Raw genomic sequence first — 19565 nt, 5'->3', positions numbered from 1 at the left:
GGCTATTTCCTCTCCGGCGCCTGCGAGGTGAGCTGTCGGGTTCGGGCTGGAGCTGCCCGGCCGCGCCGGTGGCGCGACTTCACCCCTAGCCGTACGGGAATTCCCGTACGGCGGACTACCTGGTTCCCCCGCTCCTGCCACACGTTGGGTGAGTGCGAATTCCGGGGCGGCGGCAGGATTCGGCGATCCGCCCGGCTGGTCGGGACCGTAAACGAGTCAGGACGCCGGGAACAAGCGGATGGTTGCGCCCGTGCATTCGCCCTTCGGAATTCGCGCCGGAATTCCGGTCACCCTCCGTGGATTGCGGATCATGTGTTCCCGTGCTGCGCAGGCCATTTCGGCGCCGCGGTCGGCCACGGTCCGTCACTTCTATGACGCTGCTCACGCACCGAAGGCCATCTCCCTTGTTTACGGGGCGTGTTACCACTTACGTCGCGAATACGGACAGAAGCCACCGAACGTGATCAAGGCGACCATCGGCCCACCCCTCACCCATCCGACCGCCCGCACCGACGGCGGCCACCGCCGGACCGATGCGCGAAAGGCGGCGAACGGGGACAGAACGACCCGACGGACGGGCGCCCCGCAGGGCTCCGCGCGCCCGCTCCGCAGGGCGCTGACCACGGGCGGGGCCGCGCGCGGGCGACAGGAGTGCGACCCGCATGGTGATCTTCACCGGGGGAAGCGATGTCGTATCGTCTGATCCGCGACATCGTCGGCGGCCGTCGCCGACGCGAGACACGGAGGAGCCCCCGTGACGCAGCAGCTGCCGGACGTCCCGCCGACCGCCGAGCCGGAGCTCACCGGCGTGCGCAACTTCCGCGACGTGGGCGGGCTGCCGACCGTGGACGGGCGCCGGGTGCGCGACGGTGTGCTGTTCCGCAGCGGGCACCTCGCGCACGCCACCGCCGAGGACGCCGTCCTCCTCGCCTCGCTCGGACTCCACACCGTCTTCGACTTCCGCAACGCGGCCGACCAGGCCCTGGAGGGGCCCGACATCGAGCTGCCCGGCGTGCGGAACGTCAACATCCCGCTGACCGACCCGGCCGACGGCGCCGAATTCTGGCGGATGGTGCGCGACGGCGACATCGAGCAGCTGCGGGACCTCCTCGGTGACGGCAAGGCCGCGGCGCGGATGCGGTACGCGTACCGCAGCATCGTCGCCGACCGGACCGCCGAGCACAGCCGGGTGCTGCACGCCCTCGCCGAGGACAGCGTCCCCGCGCTGATGCACTGCGCGGCGGGCAAGGACCGGGCGGGCCTGTCCGTGGCGGTGGCACTGCTGGCCGTCGGTGTCGAGCGGGACGCGATCGAGGCGGACTACCTCAAGTCGAACGACCCGCGCCGCCGGTACAAGGTGCACCGCAGCGACTCCTCGCCCACCGGGATGTCCCCGGAGGTGATGGAGCTCCTCGCGCCGCTCTTCGACGCGCGCGTCGAGTACCTGGCGACGGCGTACGAGACGATCGAGGAGCACTGGGGCTCGACCAAGCGGTACCTGAGCGAGGGGCTCTCGCTCGACGGCGCGACCCGCGAGCGGCTGCGCCACCGCCTGCTCACCGACTGACGGGCGGGGCGGCGGCGCGCCCGCGTGGCCGCCGCGCCACCACCACCCGCCGCAGCCGGGTCAGCGGTTGCCGACGGCCTGCTTCACCAGGGTGCGACCGAAGTCCCAGATGAGGCCGCCGCCGCTGTGGGCCTCGTCCATGACGGCGGTGAACGCGGCGACGAACCGCTCGACGTCCCCCTCCGTGAGGACCAGCGGCGGGATCAGCTTGATCACTTCGAGCCGGTCGCCGGAGACCTGGGTGAGGATGCGGTGCCGCTGGAGCAGCGGCACCACGACCATCTGCGCGAACAGCCCCTTGCGGGCCGTCTGCAGCATCGTCCAACGGCTGCGCAGCCCCAGCGACGTGGGCCTGCCGAACTGCAGGCCGATCATCAGTCCGCGGCCCCGCACGTCGTGGAGCATCTCGTACCGGCCGACGAGCTCCGACAGCCGGGACTTCAGCAGCGCGCCGGTGCGGCGGGCGTTTCCGACGAGGTCCTCGCCCTCCAGCACCGCGAGGACGGCCAGCCCGGCCGCCATGGCCTGGGCGTTGGCCCCGAAGCTGGCGGAGTGGACGACGACGCGGTCCATCGACGAGTAGACCTTCTTGAAGATCCAGTCCTTGCCGAGCGTGGCGCCGACCGGGACGTACCCCCCGGACAGGGCCTTCGCGACACACACCAGGTCGGGCTCGACGCCCGGCTCGTGCTGGTGGGCGTAGAAGTCACCGGTGCGGCCCAGGCCGGTCTGGACCTCGTCGACGATGAGCAGGGCGCCCCGGCGGTGCAGCAGCTCCCGGGCGGCCCGCAGGAAGCCCGGCGGGGTCTCGTGGACGCCCTTGCCCTGGATCGGCTCCACGATGAGCGCGGCCACGTCGCCGCGCCTCAGCTCCCGCTCCAGGGCGTCCAGGTCGCCGAGGCCGATCGCCGTGTCGGGCAGCAGCGGGGCGAAGCCGTCGCGGAAGCACGCCTCGCCGTTGACGGACAGCGCCCCGGTGGTGAGCCCGTGGAAGGCGTGCGCGCAGTACAGGACGCGCTCGCGGCCGGTGGCGCGGCGGGCGAACTTCAGCGCGGTCTCCACGGCCTCGGTGCCGCTGTTGCCGAAGTACACCCGGTCCAGCCCGGGCGAGTGGGACAGCAGCCGCTCGGCGAGGAGGCCGGGCAGGGGGGCGCAGTCGAAGCGGGTGAGGTCGGGCAGGTCGGCGTCGATGACGTCGTGGAGGGCGCGGCGGACCACGGGGTGGTGTCGGCCGAGACCCATCACGCCGAAGCCGGCGAGCATGTCGAGGTAGTCGTTCCCCTCGCCGTCCCAGAAGTGGGCACCCGCCGCCCGCTCGTACATCCTGTCGAAGCCGAGGGTGCGCAGCATGCGGGGCAGCTGGTGGTTGAGGTGGCGACTGTGCAGCTCGTAGCGCTCGCCGGCGCGTTCGGCGAGCAGCTTGCCCAGGTCGAAGTCGGTGGTGGTCATGGCTCGCTCCGCACTCCGTTCCGCAGGTCGTTCGGCGGCTCCGTGGGCCGCGGTACGTGGTCCGTCCCGCCACCCCGGCCGGGGTGGCGGGACACGGGGCCCGGTGGTCCGCCCGGCGATGCCGTCGGGGTGGGCCCGCTGCCGGCCGGCGGGCGGCGCGGGGGCCGCGTCGACGAGACGTGGCCCGGCGGGGGGCGACGACCGTGCGGCCGGCGCCGTACCGGGCGGGCAGCCGTGGCGGGTCGACATGTCCCGCGGCTCGACCGCGCCGGGGTCCGGGCCGCGCGGCCGCCGGTCTTCGCGGCCGCGCCGACGAGGAGGGCGCGGACCCCCGGCGGCCGGCAGGTCGCATGGCCCGCCGGTCGGCGCCCGGAGGGCACGGGGTGCTCCGACGCCGTCCGGGAACGTCACGCCGGGGGCCCTTCCCGGGGGCCCTTCCCGGGGGCCCTGCCGGGGGGCGCGGTCACGGCGCGGCGCCGCGTCGCGGCGGTCGCGTCCAGCGTGGTCGCGTCGTCAGGCCCCGTCGTCTCACGCCCGGTCGCCTCACGCGCGGTTGCCGGCGACGGACTCGCGGGCGGCGCGCAGGGACTCGCGCAGTGAGCCCATGGTGGCGAGGACGGCGGTGGGCTCGTAGCCGCAGTGCGCCATGCAGTTGGCGCACCGGGGGTCCTTGCCGCGGCCGTACGCGTCCCAGTCCGTCTCCTCGACGAGTTCCCGGTAGGTGGGGACGTATCCGTCGCTCATCAGGTAGCAGGGGCGCTGCCAGCCGAAGAGGGAGTAGTTGGGAATGGCCCAGGCGGTACAGGGGAAATCGACCTTCCCCTCCAGGAAGTCGAGGAAGAGCGGGGAGTGGTTGAGCCGCCAGCGCCGCCGGTTGCCGCCGGAGAACGCCTTGCGGAAAAGTTCCCTGGTCTGTTCCACGCCGAGGAAGTGCTCCTGGTCGGGCGCCTTCTCGTACGCGTAGGCCGGGGAGATCATCATTTCGTCGACCCGCAGGTCGTCGTTGAGGTAGTCGAGGACCTCGATGACGGTCTGGGGGGTGTCGGTGTTGAAGAAGGTGGAGTTGGTGGTGACCCGGAATCCCCGCCGCTTCGCCTCCTTGACCGCCTCGACCGCCTCGTCGAACACGCCCTCCTTGGCGACCGACTCGTCGTGGCGCTCGCGCAGCCCGTCGATGTGCACGGCGAAGGCGAAGTAGGGCGAGGGGGTGAAGTCCGCGATCCTCTTGCGGAGCAGCAGGGCGTTGGTGCAGAGGAAGACGTACTTGCGCCTGGCCACCAACTGGGCCGTGATCTCGTGGATCTGGGGGTGCATCAGCGGCTCGCCCCCGGCGATGGACACCATCGGCGCGCCCGACTCCAGGACCGCTCCCACCGCCTGCGCGACGGGCATGCGCTGCTTCAGGACCCCGGCCGGATGCTGGATCTTGCCGCACCCCTCGCACTTCAGATTGCAGGCGTAGAGGGGCTCCAGTTCGACGATGAGGGGGAACTTCTCCCGCTTGCGGAGCCTCTGCCCGAGCAGATAGGTCCCGACCCGGACTGACTGGCGGAGTGGCATGGCCATCCGGCTACCTCCTGGGGAGTTACAGGGAACGGTGCCATTCATGGAACGCGGGAAGGACGGCACGAAGGACACGGAAGGCCGATATTCCCCCGCGCACCGTCCCGATCCGGACCAGTTCGTGCTCCGGGGCGTCCACGACCACCCGGACGGCGGCAATGGGGCGGGGGCCGACGGCCAGCGCCGCCCGCAGGGAGGCCGCGGACTCCATGTCGACGGCGAGCGCGCCGGTGGCACGCAGGTCCGCCCGCTCCCCGCCCCGGACGACGTGGTCGGAGCCGGTCAGCGGCCCGGTGTGGACCGTCCGTCCCGGCAGCGCCCTGGCCAGTGCGGCCACCAGCGCCTCGGGGGCCGTGCAGGGGGTGGCGCCGTGCGGGCCGCGCGTCTCGTCGGCGACGACCACGTCGCCGGGGTGCATGCCCGGGGCGAGCCCGGCGCAGAAGCCGGAGGCGACGACGGAGGCCCCGCGCAGGGCGCCGTCCCGCAGGGCGTCGGACACGGCGCGGTGGGCCCGCGCGGGGCCCATGCCGGTGCGCAGGACGGTGACCGGACCCGGCGCGCCGTCCACGCCGCCGCGGGCCCGCGGCCGCCCGCCACCGCGCAGCGCGAACCGCTCGATGCCGAGCGCGCAGGCGACCAGCAGCGGCGCCGCCGGTTCCCGCGCCCGTCGGGCGGCCACTCAGCGGCCCTTGCCGAAGGACGGCTCGCCGCGCACGTACCGGCCGAGCGCGGTGAGCGGGAAGACCTGGCGGTACAGGTGGTAGTTGATGGAGAAGTCCCACGGGAAACCGGTCCCGGTGAAGTACGGCTCGTCCCACGACCCGTCCTCCCGCTGCGTGCGGGCCAGCCACGCCACGCCCCGGCCGACGGCCGCGGAGTTCCGCTCCCCCGCCGCGAGCAGCGCCAGCAGCGCCCAGGCCGTCTGGGAGGCGGTGGAGGCGCCGCGGCCGACCCACTCCTCCTCGCGGTAGGAGCGCAGGTCCTCGCCCCAGCCGCCGTCCTCGTTCTGGACGGACTCCAGCCAGGCCACGGCCCGCCGGATCGCGGGGTGCGCCGGCGGCAGCCCGGCCGCGGTGAGCGCCGGCACGACCGACCCCGTGCCGTAGACGTGGTTGACGCCCCAGCGGCCGAACCAGGAACCGCGGGGCTCCTGTTCGGCGAGGAGCCAGGCGATGCCCCGGCGGGTGCGCGGGTCGTGGGCGAGACCCTCGTGGGCGAGCATCTCCACCACGTGGGCGGTGACGTCGGCGGACGGCGGGTCGATGACCTCGCCGAAGTCGCAGAAGGGCAGCCGGTTGGGGAAGGGGCTCGTGTTGTCGGCGTCGAAGGCTCCCCAGGCGCCGTCCCGGCACTGCATGCCGAGGGTCCAGCGGGCCCCGCGGGCGACCGCCGCGTCGACCCGGTCCGGGTCGGGGTGGCGTACACGGCGCAGCGCGAGGATGACCTCGGCGGTGTCGTCGATGTCCGGGTAGGTGTCGTTGTGGAACTCGAAGGCCCACCCGCCCGGCGGCAGGTGCGGCCGGCGCACGGCCCAGTCGCCGCGCCGGACCACCTGCTCGGCGAGCATCCAGTCGGCGGCCCTGACGAGCGCCGGGTGGTCGGCCGGCAGCCCCGCGTCGGCGAGGGCGATGACGGCGAGGCAGGTGTCCCACACGGGTGACTGGCACGCCTCGACCATGCGGGCGCCGTCCTCCCGCCGGACCGCGAACCGGTCCAGCGACTCCAGCCCGGCGCGCATCACGGGGTGGCCGAGGTCGTAGCCGAGGAGGTGGAGGGCGATCAGCGAGTAGACGGCCGGGGGCTGGATGCCGCCCCAGCAGCCGTCGTTCTCCTGCCGTTCGACGATCCAGCGGGCGGCGGCGTTCATGGCGGCGCGGCGCAGCGGGCGGGGAGCGACGCGGCGGTAGCGGTGCAGGGCCCGGTCGAGCCGCTGGAAGAGCCCGTCCCAGGTGGCGGCCGGGGCGAGCGGGCGGGGTGGGTTCGGGCACCGGGGGTCGGTGTGCAGCTCGTCGAGCGTGAACGGGGCGGGGCGGACGGGGCGCTTCGCCGAGACGATGGTGAGGGGCACGATCGTCTGCCGGGCCCACTGCCCGAAGTCGTAGATGTTGAGCGGGAACCAGCTCGGCAGGAAGATGAGCTCCGGCGGCAGCTCCGGCAGGTCCTCCCACCTCCACCAGCCGAACAGGGCCAGCCAGACGCGTGTGAAGACCCGGGCGGCGGCGATGCCGCCCCGCTGCCGGACCCAGGCGGCGGCGCGGGCCATGTGCGGGGCGTCGGGCGGGTCACCGGCCAGGCGGAGCGCCACGTACGCCTCGACGGTGGCGGAGAGTTCGCCGGGCCCGCCGTGGAAGGTGGCCCAGGTGCCGTCGTCGCGCTGCTCCCCGCGGACGAAGCGGGCGGCGGCCTCGGTGACGGCCTCGTCGCGGATGCCGAGGAACTCCCGCAGGAGGAGGTCCTCGGCGTCCATGGTGACGTTGGTCTCCAGGTCGCCCTTCCACCATCCCTCGCCGTCCTGCCGGCCGAGGAGGTGGTCCACGGAGCGCCGCATCGCCGTCTCCGCGTCGGTCCTGACGTCGGGTGCGGGGGTCGGCGCGGGTGCGGTGGTGTGGTGCGTCCCGGTGGTCACGATCGTCCGCGGGCCCAGGGCCCCGGCGCTCCCGTCGGTCGTCGCTGTCATGGCTTCCCCTTCGTGCAGTGGACGTGCTGCTGCTACGGGTCTGCCGTCGGCCGCCGCCCGCACGCCGTGCGTGCGGGCGGGGGCCGCCGACCGCGCACTCATATGCGGGTGGAAGCGCTCCTGGGTCCGGGGCCGGGGGGCGGGGCGGGCGCGGACGGGGTCATGGGTGCCGTCATCGCTTCCTGACGACGACGAAGTCGGCGAGGGCGGTGAGCCGGTCGCGCACCCGGGACGGCATCTCGACGCGGTCCAGGGCGCCGACGGCGACGGCGTGCTGGCGGCGGGCCTCGTCGGCGGTCCAGTCGCGGCCGCCGGCCTCCTCGATGAGGGCGGCGCGGGTGGCGAACTCCTCCTCGGAGAACGACTCCAGGTCCTGGCTCTTGGCGTCGGCGGCGAGCAGTTCCCCCAGGCGTTCGGAGGCGGGGCCGCCCGCGGCGAGCGCGGCGACCACCGGCAGGGACTTCTTGCGCTGACGCAGGTCGCTCCAGGTCTGCTTGCCGGTGGACTCCGGGTCGCCCCAGATGCCCAGCAGGTCGTCGACGGCCTGGAAGGCCAGGCCGAGGTGGTGACCGTACGCCTCCAGGGCGTCGGCGGTGCGGTCGTCGGCGCCGCCGAGGACCGCGCCGATGGAGGCGGAACAGGCCAGCAGGGCGCCGGTCTTGTTGCCCTCCATCTCCAGGCACTCCTCGACCGTGACCCGCTCGCGGTGCTCGTAGGAGATGTCCTGCGCCTGGCCGTCGATCAGCTTGCGGGTGGCGACGGTGAGGCGGCGGGTGGCCCGGCCGGCCTCGACGGTGCCGAGCTCCAGCAGCAGTTCGTTGGCGAGGGCGAACAGGGCGTCGCCGACGAGGATGGCCTGGGCGGGGCCGTGCACCTTCCACACGGTGTCGCGGTGGCGGCGCTGCTCGTCACCGTCCATCAGGTCGTCGTGCAGGAGCGAGAAGTTGTGCACGAGCTCGACCGCGACGGCGCCGGGGACGCCCGTCTCCGGCGGGGCGCCGGCGGCCTCGGCGGACAGCAGCGCGAGGGCCGGGCGGACCGCCTTGCCCCCGTCGCCGTCGGCGGGGCGGCCCAGGGCGTCGATCCAGCCGAAGTGGTAGGCGGCGACGGTGTCCATGGGGTGCGCGAGCCGGTCCACCGCCGCGCGCAGGACGGGGGTGGACAGGGTCCGCCCGCGCTCCAGCAGCGCGGCGACCTCCGCGGCGTCGACGGTGTGGTTCGCCGGGGGCACTGTCGGCACGGTCTCTCCTCTTGTTCCTGTACGCGGTCTCATGCCGCCTCCTCGATGGGGTGTACGTGGGGGCGGCCGAGGGCCGAGAGGGCGGCGGACGCGGCGGCGGAGCCGCTGCGCACCGCTCCTTCCATGGTGGCGGGCCAGCCGGTGGCGGTCCACGCGCCGGCGAGGTACAGGCCGGGGGTGTGGGTGCGGGTGCCGGGGCGGTACCGTCCGACGCCGGGGGTGGGGGCGAACGTCGCCGTCCGCTCCCGGGTCACGAAGAAGTCGTGCACGCGGGCGCCGCGCGCGGCCGGCAGCAGCCGCTCCAGCTCCGGCAGGTAGCGGGCGCGCAGCTCGGCGACGGGGGCGTCGATCTCGTGCCCGGCGGCCGACTGGGAGAGGGCCAGGTACTGGCCGCCGTCGTAGCCGGAGGCGACGGTGCGGTCGAAGACCCACTGGACGGGCGAGCCGAGCGCGGCGAAGAACGGGCGGCGCAGTACGGGTCGGTCGTACAGGACGTGGACGTTGAGGATGGGCGCGGTGCCGATCTTCAGCAGGTCGCCGGGGGCGGCGAGGGCGCCGGGCGGCAGCAGGTCGTGGGTCTCGCGCTGCGGGACGGCGAGGACGACGGTGTCCGCCTCCAGGGTGTCGCCGGGAACGTCGACGACCCAGCGGCCCGCGTCGGCGGGGGTGACGGCGGTGACCTTGGTGCGGACGGCGACGCGGACGCCGCGGGCGTCGAGGGCGCGGCGGGCGAGCGTGTCGTGGAGGTGGCCGAGGGGGACGTGGGCCCAGCCGATGTCGGCGGCACCGGGCTCGGAGAGCAGACCGGTCTTGAAGACCATGGCGGCGAGGCCGAGTGAGGCGTGGGGGGCGGTGGCGTTGAGCGTGGCGACGCCGACGAGGTCCCACAGCGCCTCGACGGCGCGGCGGGACTGGCCGTGCCGGGCGAGCCAGCCGGCGAAGTCGACGCCGTCGAGGGCGGGGTCGGCGGGGTCGAGGGCCTGCAGGGCGAGGGCGGCGCGGCCCACGCCGAGCCGCTCGGCGAGCGAGAGGTGCGGATAGCCGGCGAGGCTGGCCGCGAGGTGCAGGGGTACGGGCAGGGCGGTGCGGCGCAGCCGGCCGAGGCGGGGGCCGCGCGGGTGGGCGGCGTCCAGGACGGGCACGTCGAGGCGGTCCTGGACGGGCGCGAGGTGGGCGCCGCCGACGCGGTCGAGGAACCACCGGTACGCCGAGCAGCAGCGCAGGTAGACGTGTTGGCCGTTGTCCACGGTGAGGTCGCCGCGCCGGAACGAGAACGCCAGGCCGCCGAGGCGGGGCCGACCCTCCAGCAGGGTGACCCGCACCCCGGCGTCGGCGAGGCGCAGGGCCGCGGTGACCCCGGCGAGGCCCCCGCCGACGACGACGGCGCTGTGCCCGCTCACGCGACCGCCCCCCGCCCCCGTGCCGGGCGGGGGCGACGGGCACGGTCGGGACCGGCGCAGGCCGCCGGGCGGGCGGGCGCCGGGGGGCCGTCGGGGGTGGTGGCGGCAGGGGTCACGGGCGCGTCCTCTCGCTGCGGCGGGAGACCGTGCGCGCGTCGAGGCCGGACAGACCGCGCACGGCGACGTACGCCTTCTCGTGGCCGGGCAGGGACACGCGGCCCCGCAGCACGGCGCCGGGGTCGCGTTCGATGCGGTCGAGGAGGCGGCGGTAGATGCCGGCCATCGCGGCGACGCACGCGCCGCTGCGCCGGTCGAGCAGGGGCAGCAGCCGGTAGCCCTCGGCGAACAGGGCGCGGGCGCGGCGCACCTGGTGCTGGACGAGTCCGGTGAAGTCGCCGTCCACGGGTGGGGCGGCGGTGCGGAAGCCGTCGGAGCAGCCGAACTTGGCGAGCTCTTCCGCGGGGAGGTAGCTGCGGCCGTTGGCGGCGTCCTCGCGCAGGTCGCGGAGGATGTTGGTGAGCTGGAGGGCGAGTCCCAGGGTGTCGGCGTACTCGGCGGCGCGGGCGGCCTCGCGCGCGCCCGGGGCCGTGCCGAACACGCCGAGGGAGAGCCGGCCGATGGCGCCGGCGACGCAGCGGCAGTAGACCCGCAGGTCGTCCCACGTCTCGTAGGCCGCGCCGCGCACGTCCATCAGCACGCCGTCGATGAGTTCGTCGAAGCCTTCCAGCGGCAGCGGGAAGCGGTGGGCCGCGTCGGCGAGCGCGACGGCCACCGGGTCGGTGTCGTCGTCGGTGACGGTGCCGCGCCGGACGCGGTCCAGCACCTCGCGCGTGGCCTCCAGGCGGCTGCGCTTGTCCTCGGGGCCGAGGCCGCCGTCGCCGATGTCGTCGACCCGCCGGGAGAAGGCGTACAGCGCCGACATGGCCTGCCGCTTCGCGGTCGGCAGGAGCCTGATGCCGTACGCGAAGTTGCGGGCCTGACGGGCGGTCACGGCCTCGCAGTAGCTGTAGGCCGCCTGTACCGGCGGGGGCGGCTGCGTCGTGGTGTCCACGGTCCCCTTCACCCCTCTCTGCACGCTGTTCGCCACACCGCTCCCGCCCGGCGGAGCAGGCGGGGCCCGGTGGCCCTGGGCGGTTCGGGGAGCACGTCGTGGCGGGCGGCCGCGATGGCGTCGAGTGCCGCGTGGCCGCCGCCGACGAACCCGGCGAGCAGCAGCCGGAGCCGGCCGCGCACGCTCGCGACGAGCGGCGCCCCCTCCTCCAGCAGGGCGCGGGCCCGCCGCGCCTCGTACGCGACGAGCGCCCGGACCGCGGCGCCGGCGGTGGGGGCGGCCAGGTCGGCCTCGGTGACGTGGAAGCGGGCCATGTCCTCGGCGGGCAGGTAGATCCGGTCGCGGCCGAGGTCCTCGGCGACGTCCTGGAGGTGTTCGACGATCTGCAGGGCGGTGCAGACGGCGTCGGAGCGGCGGACGCGCTCGGGGGTGGTGGTGCCGGTGATCGCGAGGACGAGCCGGCCCACGGGGTTGGCGGAGAGCTCGCAGTAGGCGACCAGGTCGCCGTAGCCGGCGTAGCGGCGCACGTGCTGGTCCTGGCGGTTCGCCTCGACGAGCGCGAGGAACGGCTCGGGGGTCAGGGCGTGGCGGCGCACGGTGGGCCGCAGGGCGCGCAGCAGCGAGTGGGAGGGGGCGCCGGAGGCGTCGAAGACCCGCAGAAGGTCGGCCTCGAAGGCGTCGAGCAGGGCGGAGGGGTCCGCGTCGGGGTCGGCGCCGAGGTGGCGGGCGTCGGCCCCGCCGGAAGCCAGGTCGCCGTCGCCGATGTCGTCGACGAGCCGGGCGTAGCCGTAGACGGCCATGAGGTCGGCGCGCCAGGCGCGGGGCAGGAAGAAGGGGGCCACGGGGAAGTTCTCGGCCGCGGCCTTGTCGAGCGTGGTACGCGCGGTGGCGTCGGGGCGCGCCTGCCGGACAGCCGTCACTGCGCGCTGCCCGTCGCGGGGACGGCGGGACCCTCGGCGCGTGGGGGGTTCTCCGTCATGGCCGTCACGTCTCCCGTTCTACACTGCGGACCCAATACATCCCATTTCGGACACGCCGCCGGCCCCTCGGACCTATCACCACACATGGCGCGAATCAGAACCGCTACAGCTTACGCCGAGCACGCCCCGCGACCCGGCCAGGGGCTCCGCGCGTGGCACGCGAGGGCGTCCGGGACGGCGGGCGCACCGGCTCCGCCGCCCTGACCTGCGCCGTCCGCGCGGTTCGGCGGGGCTCGCCGGGCTACCTGCCGGTCTCCCTCTCGTACGCCCGGAGGACCTCGTCGGTCGGCCCGTCCATGAGGAGTTCGCCCTTTTCCAGCCACAGGACGCGGTCGCAGGTGTCCCGGATCGACTTGTTGCTGTGGCTGACGAGGAAGACCGTGCCTGCCTCCTTGCGCAGCTCCCTGATGCGCTCCTCGGAGCGGATCTGGAACTTGCGGTCGCCGGTGGCCAGCGCCTCGTCGATCATGAGGACGTCGTGGTTCTTGGCGGCCGCGATGGCGAAGCGGAGCCGGGCGCCCATGCCGGAGGAGTACGTCCGCATGGGGAGGGTGATGAAGTCGCCCTTCTCGTTGATGCCGGAGAAGTCGACGATGTCCTGGTAGCGCTCCTTGACCTCCTCGCGGGACATGCCCATGGCGAGACCGCCGAGGATCACGTTGCGCTCACCGGTGAGGTCGCCCATCAGGGCCGCGTTGACGCCCAGCAGCGAGGGCTGGCCGTCGGTGTAGACCTTGCCCCGCTCGGTGGGCAGCAACCCGGCGATGGCCCGCAGCAGGGTCGACTTGCCGGAGCCGTTGGTGCCGATGAGGCCGATGGCCTCGCCGCGGTAGGCGGTGAAGGTGACTCCGCGCACGGCGTGGACCGTGCGGACGCCGCGGCTCTCGCCCTTCTCGCCGCGGAGCATGCGGCTGAGGGCGGCCGTGGCACTGCCCCGGCCGGCCGACCCGCCCCCGTGGACGCGGTACACGATGTGCACGTCGTCGGCGATGACGGTGGGGATGCGCGAGCCCGCGGGGCGGGCTTCGTTGGTCTCGTCAGCCACGGCCGTACCGCTCCTCAGCCTTCCAGAAGAACACGAAACCGGCGACGCCGACGACGACCGCCCACAGGAGCGCGGCGAGCCACACGTGGTCGGGCAGGTTGTCGGAGGTGTAGCCCTCGATCAGCGCGAAGCGGATGAGGTCCATGTAGACGGCCGCCGGGTTGTACATCAGGACGTCGGCGATCCAGGCCGGTTTGTCCCGCAGCATGATCGGGATGGAGAACATGACGCCCGAGGCGTACATCCAGGTCCGCATGATGAACGGCATCAGCTGGGCGAGGTCCGGCGTCTTGCTGCCGAGCCTCGCCATGATCATGGCCAGGCCGGTGTTGAAGAGGAACTGGAGCACCAGCGCGGGGACGATCAGCAGCCAGCTGAGCGAGGGGTAGCTGCCGCACAGCGCCACGATGACGAAGAGCACCAGCATCGAGTACAGCAGCTGCTGGAGCTGCTGGAGCGCCAGCGAGATGGGCAGCGCGGCCCGGGGGAAGTGCAGCGCCCGCACCAGGCCCAGATTGCCGGAGATCGACTTCACGCCGGACATGACGGACGTCTGCGTGAACATGAAGACGAAGACGCCCGTCACCAGGAACGGGACGTAGACCTTCTTGTCCATGCCCCGGCCCGCTTCGAGGATCAACCCGAAGATCGCGAAGTAGACCGCGGCGTTCAGCAGCGGCGTCGCCACCTGCCACAGCTGGCCGAGCTTGGCCTGGCTGTACTGGGCCGTGAGCTTCGCCCGGGAGAACGTCATGATGAAGTGGCGCCGACCCCACAGCTGCCGGACGTACTCCGCCAGCCCCGGACGGGCGCCGCTCACCGACAGGCCGTACTTGGCGGCCAGCTCGGCCGGCGACAGGCCGTCGTCGGGCGAGGGCGGGACACTCACGGCGACCGCTCGGTCGCGGGTCGTCTCACTCACAGGTCGAAACTTTCGTGTTCACGATGCGGGGGCGGTGGGGTGCGGCCCGGTCCCCGGGGCGGGGGCGGCCCGTCCCCGGGGGCGGCCGGGCCGCCGGATCCGAGCTTGTCAGATGACGGGCGGGCGGCCCAGTCGCGTGAGGCGCCACACCGTGCGCCACCTCATGGGGCGCCGCGGCCCGCAGGGGGTCGTCCAGCCCTCCTTGAAGCCCCCGAACCACGCCTTCAGCGCGGCCCCCGACGGGCGCCTCAGCAGGGTCAGCAGCAGCCACACCCCGACGTACACCGGGACCAGCGGCGCCGGCAGGTTGCGGCGGGCCAGCCACACCCGGTTCCGCGCCACCATGCGGTGGTAGACGGCGTGCCGGGACGGGGCGGTCGTGGGGTGGTGGAGCACCATGTCGGACCGGTAGTCGATCATCCAGCCGGCGTCCAGCGCCCGCCAGGCGAGGTCGGTCTCCTCGTGCGCGTAGAAGAACTCGCCCGGCAGGGGCCCCACCTCGGCGATGACCTTCGTGCGCACGGCGCTCGCCCCGCCCAGGAAGGTCGTGACGCGCGAGGAGCGCATCGGGTCGGAGGCGCGCAGCCGGGGCACGTGGCGCCGCTGCGTGACGCCCGTCTCCGGGTCGGCGATGCGGAAGCTGACGATCCCGAGCCGCGGGTCGGCGGCGAACGCGGCCCGCAGGAGCTCCGCGGTGTCCTTGCCGGGGAGCAGCCCGTCGTCGTCGAGGAAGAGCAGCGCGTCGACGTCGGAGCCGTTCGGGCCGAACGCCTCGATGCCGACGTTCCGGCCGCCGGGGATGCCGAGGTTCTCGGGCAGGTCGACGGTGCGGACCCAGCCGGGGACCCCGCGGACGGGGGCGCCGTTGCCGACGACGACGACCTCGACCGGCTCGCCCTCCTGGCGGGCGACGGACTCGATGAGGGCGTTCAGGTCGTCGGGGCGGTCGCCCATGGTGATGATGACGGCACCGAGCTTCACGGCGTCACCTCAGCCTGCTGGACACGAGGACGGACACCAGGTGCAGCAGCGTCTGCAGCAGGGCGATGGCGGCGAGGACGGCGACGCCCAGGCGGCTGAAGAAGAGGTCGCCCCGGACCGTGTCCGCGACGGCCAGCACCACGATGAGCAGCGACGCCTCGATGCCGAGGACGAGCCGGTGGAACCTCAGCGCGGCGGCGGCCCTGCGGGCGAGCGCCATGCCGGACGAGCGCGGCTCGGCCGCGGCCTCCTTCACGGGCGGCAGGCCGCCCTGGTGACGGGCGACGCCGACGAGGTCGGTCTCCGCCTTGATGAGGATGGCGCCGAGCGCGGCGAGGGTGCCGAGGAAGGCCCACAGCCAGTCGATCCGGCCGCTCCCCCACAGGTCGGCCGCGCGCAGGCCGAAGCCGACGAGGACCGCCGCGTCGCACAGGTAGGCGCCGACCCGGTCCAGGTACACGCCGGAGAGCGAGAACTGCTTCTTCCAGCGGGCGACCTCGCCGTCGACGCAGTCGAGCAGCAGGTAGAGCTGGACCATCAGCGCGCCGAGGAGCGCGCCCGGGATGCCCGGGACCAGCAGCGCCGGAGCGGCGAGGACGCCCGCGAGGGTCATCACGTACGTCAGCTGGTTCGGGGTGACCCGCGTGGTGACCAGCAGCCGGGTGATGCGCAGGGAGATCTCGCGCATGTAGAGGCGGCCGCCCCAGTGCTCTCCGCTGCGGCGGTCCTTGACCCCGGCCGGATGGACGACCGGGCGGAGTTCAGCTACGGATGGTCTTGGCATAGTCGGCGTACGCGTCCCTGATCTGGTCGGTGGACAGGTCGAGGTGCTCCAGGACGGTGAAGCGCCCCGGGCGGGTCTGCGGCGCGTACTCGACGGCGCGCACGAACTCGTCCGGGGAGAACCCGATCTCCTCGGGCAGCACCGGCAGGCCGTGCCGGCGCAGGACCTCGGCGAAGAGCGACGACTCCTCGCGGGCGCCGCGCAGGTGCATGGCGAAGGCGGCGCCGAGGCCGACCTGCTCGCCGTGGAGCGCGGAACGCGCCGGGTAGAGCAGGTCGAAGGCGTGGGAGATCTCGTGGCAGGCGCCCGACGCGGGACGGGTGTCGCCGCTGATCGACATGGCGATGCCGGTCAGGACGAGGGCCTCGGCCAGCACGATGAGGAACTCGTCGTCCGCGACGCTCCCCGGGTGGCGCAGCACCGCCTCACCCGCCGTGCGGGCCATGGCGGCGGCGAGGCCGTCGACCTGTTCGCCGGTGTGCCGGTGCGACAGCTCCCAGTCGGCGATGGCCGAGATGTTGGAGATCGCGTCGCCGATGCCGGAGCGGACGAACCGCGCCGGGGCGTCCCGGATCACGTCGAGGTCGATGACCATGGCGATCGGCGAGGGGACGCCGTAGGAGCCGCGGCCGTTGTCGTTGTCGAGGGTGGAGACCGGCGAGCAGATGCCGTCGTGCGACAGGTTCGTCGCGACCGACACCATGGGCACGCCGACCCGCGCAGCGGCGTACTTCGCCACGTCGATGATCTTGCCGCCGCCGAGGCCGACCACGGCGTCGTACCGCTTGCCCCTCATGGCGTCGGCGAGACGGACGGCGGAGTCGATGCTGCCGTCGGCCACGGCGTACCAGTCGGCGTCCGGGAGCAGCGGCGCGAGCTTCTCGCGCAGCGCCTGCCCGGAGCCGTTGCTGATCGCCACGGCGAGCTTGCCGGAGGCGGAGATCCGCTGGTCGGCGAGGAGGCCGGCCAGGTCGTCCATCGCTCCGCAGCTGATGTCGACGACGACCGGCGAGGGGATGAGCCGGGTCAGTACAGGCACGCGATCCCACGGCCCTTCGCGAGGTCGTCGTGGTTGTCGATCTCGACCCACTTGACGTCGCCGATGGGCGCCACGTCGATCCGGAAGCCCCGGTCCACCAGCTCCTGGTAGCCGTCCTCGTAGTAGAGGTCCGGGTCCCGCTCGAAGGTGGTCCGCAGCGCGTCCGCGAGGTCCTCGGCGGCCTCCGGCTCGATGAGGGTGACGCCGATGTACTCGCCGGTGGCGGTGGCGGGGTCCATGAGCTTGGTGATCCGTCGGACGCCCTCGCCGTCGGCGGTGATGACCTTCATCTCCTCGTCGGCGAGGTCCTTCACCGCGTCGAGCGCGAGGATGATCCTCCGGCCCTCGCCCCGGGCGGCGAGGAGGGTCCTCTCGACGGAGACCGGGTGCACGGTGTCGCCGTTGGCGAGGATGACGCCCCGCTTCAGGACCTCACGGGCGCACCACAGGGAGTAGGCGTTGTTCCACTCCTCGGCCTTGTCGTTGTCGATCAGGGTGAGCGACAGGCCGTACGTGGCCTCCAGCTCCTCCTTGCGCGCGTACACGGCCTCCTTGCGGTAGCCGACGACGATCGCGGCCTCGGTGAGGCCGACCTCGGCGAAGTTGCGCAGGGTCAGGTCGAGGACCGTGGTGTCCCCGTCCACCGGCACGAGGGCCTTCGGGAGCGTGTCGGTGTAGGGGCGCAGACGGCGTCCGGCACCGGCTGCCAGTACGAGGCCGATCATGCGGGTTCTCCTTCGTCGTGTACGGCGGGTGCGTGGGAGGACACCCAGAAGCGGATGGACTCCGCCAGCCCCACCAGCGCGACGGCGCCGGCGAGGGCGGTCAGCGCCAGGGCGAGGCGCTCCCCACCACCCGCCGCGAGGAGGGCGGCGAGGACGGCCACGAGCAGCGTGCGCCCTTCCTGGCCGCCGAGCGTCCGCACCAGCCAGACGGGCGGCGCGCCGGTGCCGCCGCGGATGCGGTACACCGTGTCGTAGTGATGGTAGGCGACGGCCGCGACCAGCCCGAACGCCGCGGGGAGCGCCCCGGGGGCGTCTGCGCGGGCGGCCAGGACGAGGATCGTGCCGTACTCGGCGACGCGCAGGACGGGCGGGACGAGCCAGTCGAGGGCGCCCTTCAGGGGCCGGGCGACGGCGGCGCCGGAGGCCAGCGCGTACGCGGCGGCCGCCGCGACGACGAGGCCGCTGCCGACGGGCGCGGCGCACGCCGCGTACAGGAGCAGGGCCGCGCCGAGCACCGCGTACGGGGTGCGGCCGCCCAGCGGGCGGGCCCAGCGACGGGTCGCGCGGGCGGCGAGCTCGGCGAGCGGGCCGCCGTCGGCGAGATCGGCGAGGGCCCGGGCGGCGCGGTCGGTGCGGCCGGCCCGGCGGGTCAGCGAGCGCAGGACCCGGCCGGCGGTGGTGTAGCAGGCGGCGAAGGCGCAGCCGACGAGCAGGGCGTAGAAGACGACGCGGGGGCTGGTGACGGCGGTGAGCACCGCGATCATCGCCCAGCGCTCCCCGATCGGCAGGACGATCATGCGCCGCACCCAGACCGTCCAGCCGACGCTGTCGAGCCGGTCGGAGAGGGCGGCGGTGGGGCTGGTGTTGGCGGTGGCGTCGTGGTTGGCCTCGTTGAAGGAGAAGTCCACGACGTGCCGGCAGGTCTGGAGGACCATCGCGCCGAGGGCCAGCGCCCAGACGTCGTCCCCGCCGCGGGCGGCGCCGAGGGCGAGGCCCGCGTAGTAGGCGTACTCCTTGGCGCGGTCGAAGGTGGCGTCGAGCCACGCGCCGAGCGTCGAGTACTGCAGGGAGTAGCGGGCGAGCTGCCCGTCGGTGCAGTCCAGGACGAAGGAGAGGAGGAGCAGGACGCCCGCCGCGACGAAGCCGCCGCGGGTGCCGGTCGCGGCGCAGCCGGCCGCGACGAGCGCGGTCAGCAGCGAGGCGGTGGTGACCTGGTTGGGCGTGAGGCCCCGGCGGGCGCACCAGCGGGCGAGGTAGCGGGAGTACGGGCTGACGCAGAACGTGGTGAAGAAGCCGTCACGGGACTTCACGGCGGAGCGCAGGCGTACGGCCTCGTCGTCGACGGCGGCGACGGCGTCCCGGGTCTCCTTGCGGGCCTGGGGACCGGTCGGTACCGCGGCGACGAGCGAGCCGAGCTCGGGCCGGTGCACGGCGACGCCGTCGGCCTCCAGGGCGGTGGCGAGCGTGTCGGGCAGCGGGGGCGTACCGCCCGCGGACGCGCCGCCGGCCCGCGCGCCGCCCGCCTCGGGGGCGGTGGTGGGCGCGGCTCCGGAGGCGGTGGTGGGCGCGGCGACCGGCGCGGAGCCGGGGACCTGGGCGGAACCGGGGTCGGGCGCGGAGCCGGAGCCGGGGACCCGGGCGGTCAGGGCGCGGGTGAGGGACGGGCGGGCCTCGGGCTGCGCGGTGAGGGCGCCGGGCGCCGCCGCCGCCGGGAAGCGGGGGTCGGTCAGCGCCAGGCGCAGCGCGTGGAGGTGCCCGACGAAGCGCGGGTCGACGACGGCGACGCGCTCACCGGCCGGTACGGCGGCGAGGAGCGCGGCGGTCTCGCCCGGGCCCGCGGCGGAGCGGACCTCGAAGCCCAGCGACCGCAGATCGCCCTCGAGCGGCGATCCGGGTACCGGCGGACCGGTGAGGATGGCGGTCGACAGACGAACTCACTCCTTGGACCTGACGGCTGGTGTGCGGTGGCTCGGCCCGGGCGGGCGGCGGCACGTCGGCTGAGGCTATCGGATGAACGGAAGAGCGGGTTCACCGAGGGTTTGCGCGGACGGGAGCGGTCCGACCGGCGGCGGGATCATCATCCTCGATGATCGCCCCGGCCGACAAACTCCAGGTCGGGGACGCACCCGCCGCGGGCGTCCG

At 74.2% G+C, this 19565-nt stretch carries 16 protein-coding genes and 1 riboswitch; of the genes, 1 reads left to right on the top strand and 15 read right to left on the bottom strand.

Features of this window, described 5'->3' with window-relative positions; genetic code table 11:
* Positions 1–2 precede the first annotated feature (2 nt).
* Positions 3–161: riboswitch (cyclic di-AMP (ydaO/yuaA leader) on the bottom strand.
* Between the two features lie 593 nt (positions 162–754).
* Positions 755–1567, top strand: a complete 813-nt coding sequence (locus tag NRO40_RS25460; RefSeq protein WP_058942605.1) for a tyrosine-protein phosphatase — start codon at positions 755–757, stop codon at positions 1565–1567.
* Between the two features lie 60 nt (positions 1568–1627).
* On the opposite strand, the gene NRO40_RS25455 is transcribed toward NRO40_RS25460, so the two are convergent.
* The 15 genes from NRO40_RS25455 to NRO40_RS25385 all read right to left on the bottom strand — a co-directional run bounded on the left by NRO40_RS25455 (position 1628) and on the right by NRO40_RS25385 (position 19351).
* Positions 1628–3016, bottom strand: a complete 1389-nt coding sequence (locus NRO40_RS25455) for an aspartate aminotransferase family protein (RefSeq protein ID WP_058942606.1) — start codon at positions 3014–3016, stop codon at positions 1628–1630.
* Between the two features lie 543 nt (positions 3017–3559).
* Positions 3560–4582: an adenosyl-hopene transferase HpnH gene (gene hpnH / locus NRO40_RS25450; protein ID WP_058942607.1), complete on the bottom strand. Its 1023-nt coding sequence runs from the start codon at positions 4580–4582 to the stop codon at positions 3560–3562.
* 19 nt (positions 4583–4601) lie between these two features.
* Complete coding sequence (locus tag NRO40_RS25445) at positions 4602–5258, bottom strand: phosphorylase family protein (RefSeq protein WP_058942608.1); 657 nt, start codon at positions 5256–5258, stop codon at positions 4602–4604.
* Positions 5259–7256, bottom strand: a complete 1998-nt coding sequence (shc, locus tag NRO40_RS25440) for a squalene--hopene cyclase (RefSeq protein ID WP_058942609.1) — start codon at positions 7254–7256, stop codon at positions 5259–5261.
* Positions 7257–7428: 172 nt separating this feature from the next.
* Positions 7429–8529, bottom strand: coding sequence for a polyprenyl synthetase family protein (locus NRO40_RS25435; RefSeq protein WP_079047117.1), 1101 nt, complete (start codon positions 8527–8529; stop codon positions 7429–7431).
* A complete protein-coding gene (hpnE, locus tag NRO40_RS25430) occupies positions 8526–9896 on the bottom strand; it encodes a hydroxysqualene dehydroxylase HpnE (RefSeq protein WP_058942611.1) in 1371 nt (456 codons plus the stop codon). Before hpnE ends, NRO40_RS25435 begins: the two co-directional genes overlap by 4 nt.
* 112 nt (positions 9897–10008) lie before the next feature.
* The gene (gene hpnD / locus NRO40_RS25425) at positions 10009–10947 is read right to left on the bottom strand and encodes a presqualene diphosphate synthase HpnD (protein WP_408057059.1); all 939 of its coding nucleotides are present in this window, start codon (positions 10945–10947) and stop codon (positions 10009–10011) included.
* A gap of 8 nt (positions 10948–10955) precedes the next feature.
* Positions 10956–11867 (bottom strand): squalene synthase HpnC, encoded by a 912-nt coding sequence (hpnC, locus tag NRO40_RS25420; protein ID WP_058942612.1) that lies wholly within the window; start codon positions 11865–11867, stop codon positions 10956–10958.
* Between the two features lie 301 nt (positions 11868–12168).
* Positions 12169–12972: an ABC transporter ATP-binding protein gene (locus NRO40_RS25415; protein ID WP_257375512.1), complete on the bottom strand. Its 804-nt coding sequence runs from the start codon at positions 12970–12972 to the stop codon at positions 12169–12171.
* On the bottom strand, positions 12965–13894 hold the full coding sequence (locus NRO40_RS25410) for an ABC transporter permease (RefSeq protein ID WP_058942613.1): 930 nt from the start codon (positions 13892–13894) through the stop codon (positions 12965–12967). The genes NRO40_RS25415 and NRO40_RS25410 overlap by 8 nt, the downstream gene beginning before the upstream one ends.
* 108 nt (positions 13895–14002) lie before the next feature.
* Positions 14003–14875, bottom strand: coding sequence for a glycosyltransferase family 2 protein (locus tag NRO40_RS25405; RefSeq protein ID WP_058942614.1), 873 nt, complete (start codon positions 14873–14875; stop codon positions 14003–14005).
* A gap of 4 nt (positions 14876–14879) precedes the next feature.
* Positions 14880–15659, bottom strand: coding sequence for a CDP-alcohol phosphatidyltransferase family protein (locus NRO40_RS25400; RefSeq protein ID WP_058942615.1), 780 nt, complete (start codon positions 15657–15659; stop codon positions 14880–14882).
* Positions 15637–16698, bottom strand: coding sequence for an iron-containing alcohol dehydrogenase family protein (locus NRO40_RS25395; protein WP_058942616.1), 1062 nt, complete (start codon positions 16696–16698; stop codon positions 15637–15639). Before NRO40_RS25395 ends, NRO40_RS25400 begins: the two co-directional genes overlap by 23 nt.
* On the bottom strand, positions 16686–17423 hold the full coding sequence (locus tag NRO40_RS25390; RefSeq protein ID WP_058942617.1) for a phosphocholine cytidylyltransferase family protein: 738 nt from the start codon (positions 17421–17423) through the stop codon (positions 16686–16688). Before NRO40_RS25390 ends, NRO40_RS25395 begins: the two co-directional genes overlap by 13 nt.
* Positions 17420–19351, bottom strand: coding sequence for a DUF5941 domain-containing protein (locus NRO40_RS25385; RefSeq protein ID WP_058942618.1), 1932 nt, complete (start codon positions 19349–19351; stop codon positions 17420–17422). The genes NRO40_RS25390 and NRO40_RS25385 overlap by 4 nt, the downstream gene beginning before the upstream one ends.
* Positions 19352–19565: the final 214 nt, after the last annotated feature.

The organism is Streptomyces changanensis, from assembly GCF_024600715.1.
GTDB classification, from domain to species: domain Bacteria; phylum Actinomycetota; class Actinomycetes; order Streptomycetales; family Streptomycetaceae; genus Streptomyces; species Streptomyces changanensis.
This window is presented reverse-complemented; position numbering and strand designations above follow the sequence as displayed.

Excerpts from the sequence above, each read along its gene's own strand:
- shc (WP_058942609.1), bottom strand. The coding sequence starts at position 7,256 with ATGACAGCGACGACCGACGGGAGCGCCGGGGCCCTGGGCCCGCGGACG.
- NRO40_RS25400 (WP_058942615.1), bottom strand. The coding sequence starts at position 15,659 with ATGCCAAGACCATCCGTAGCTGAACTCCGCCCGGTCGTCCATCCGGCC.
- NRO40_RS25435 (WP_079047117.1), bottom strand. The coding sequence starts at position 8,529 with ATGAGACCGCGTACAGGAACAAGAGGAGAGACCGTGCCGACAGTGCCC.
- hpnH (WP_058942607.1), bottom strand. The coding sequence starts at position 4,582 with ATGGCCATGCCACTCCGCCAGTCAGTCCGGGTCGGGACCTATCTGCTC.
- NRO40_RS25390 (WP_058942617.1), bottom strand. The coding sequence starts at position 17,423 with ATGATCGGCCTCGTACTGGCAGCCGGTGCCGGACGCCGTCTGCGCCCC.
- NRO40_RS25455 (WP_058942606.1), bottom strand. The coding sequence starts at position 3,016 with ATGACCACCACCGACTTCGACCTGGGCAAGCTGCTCGCCGAACGCGCC.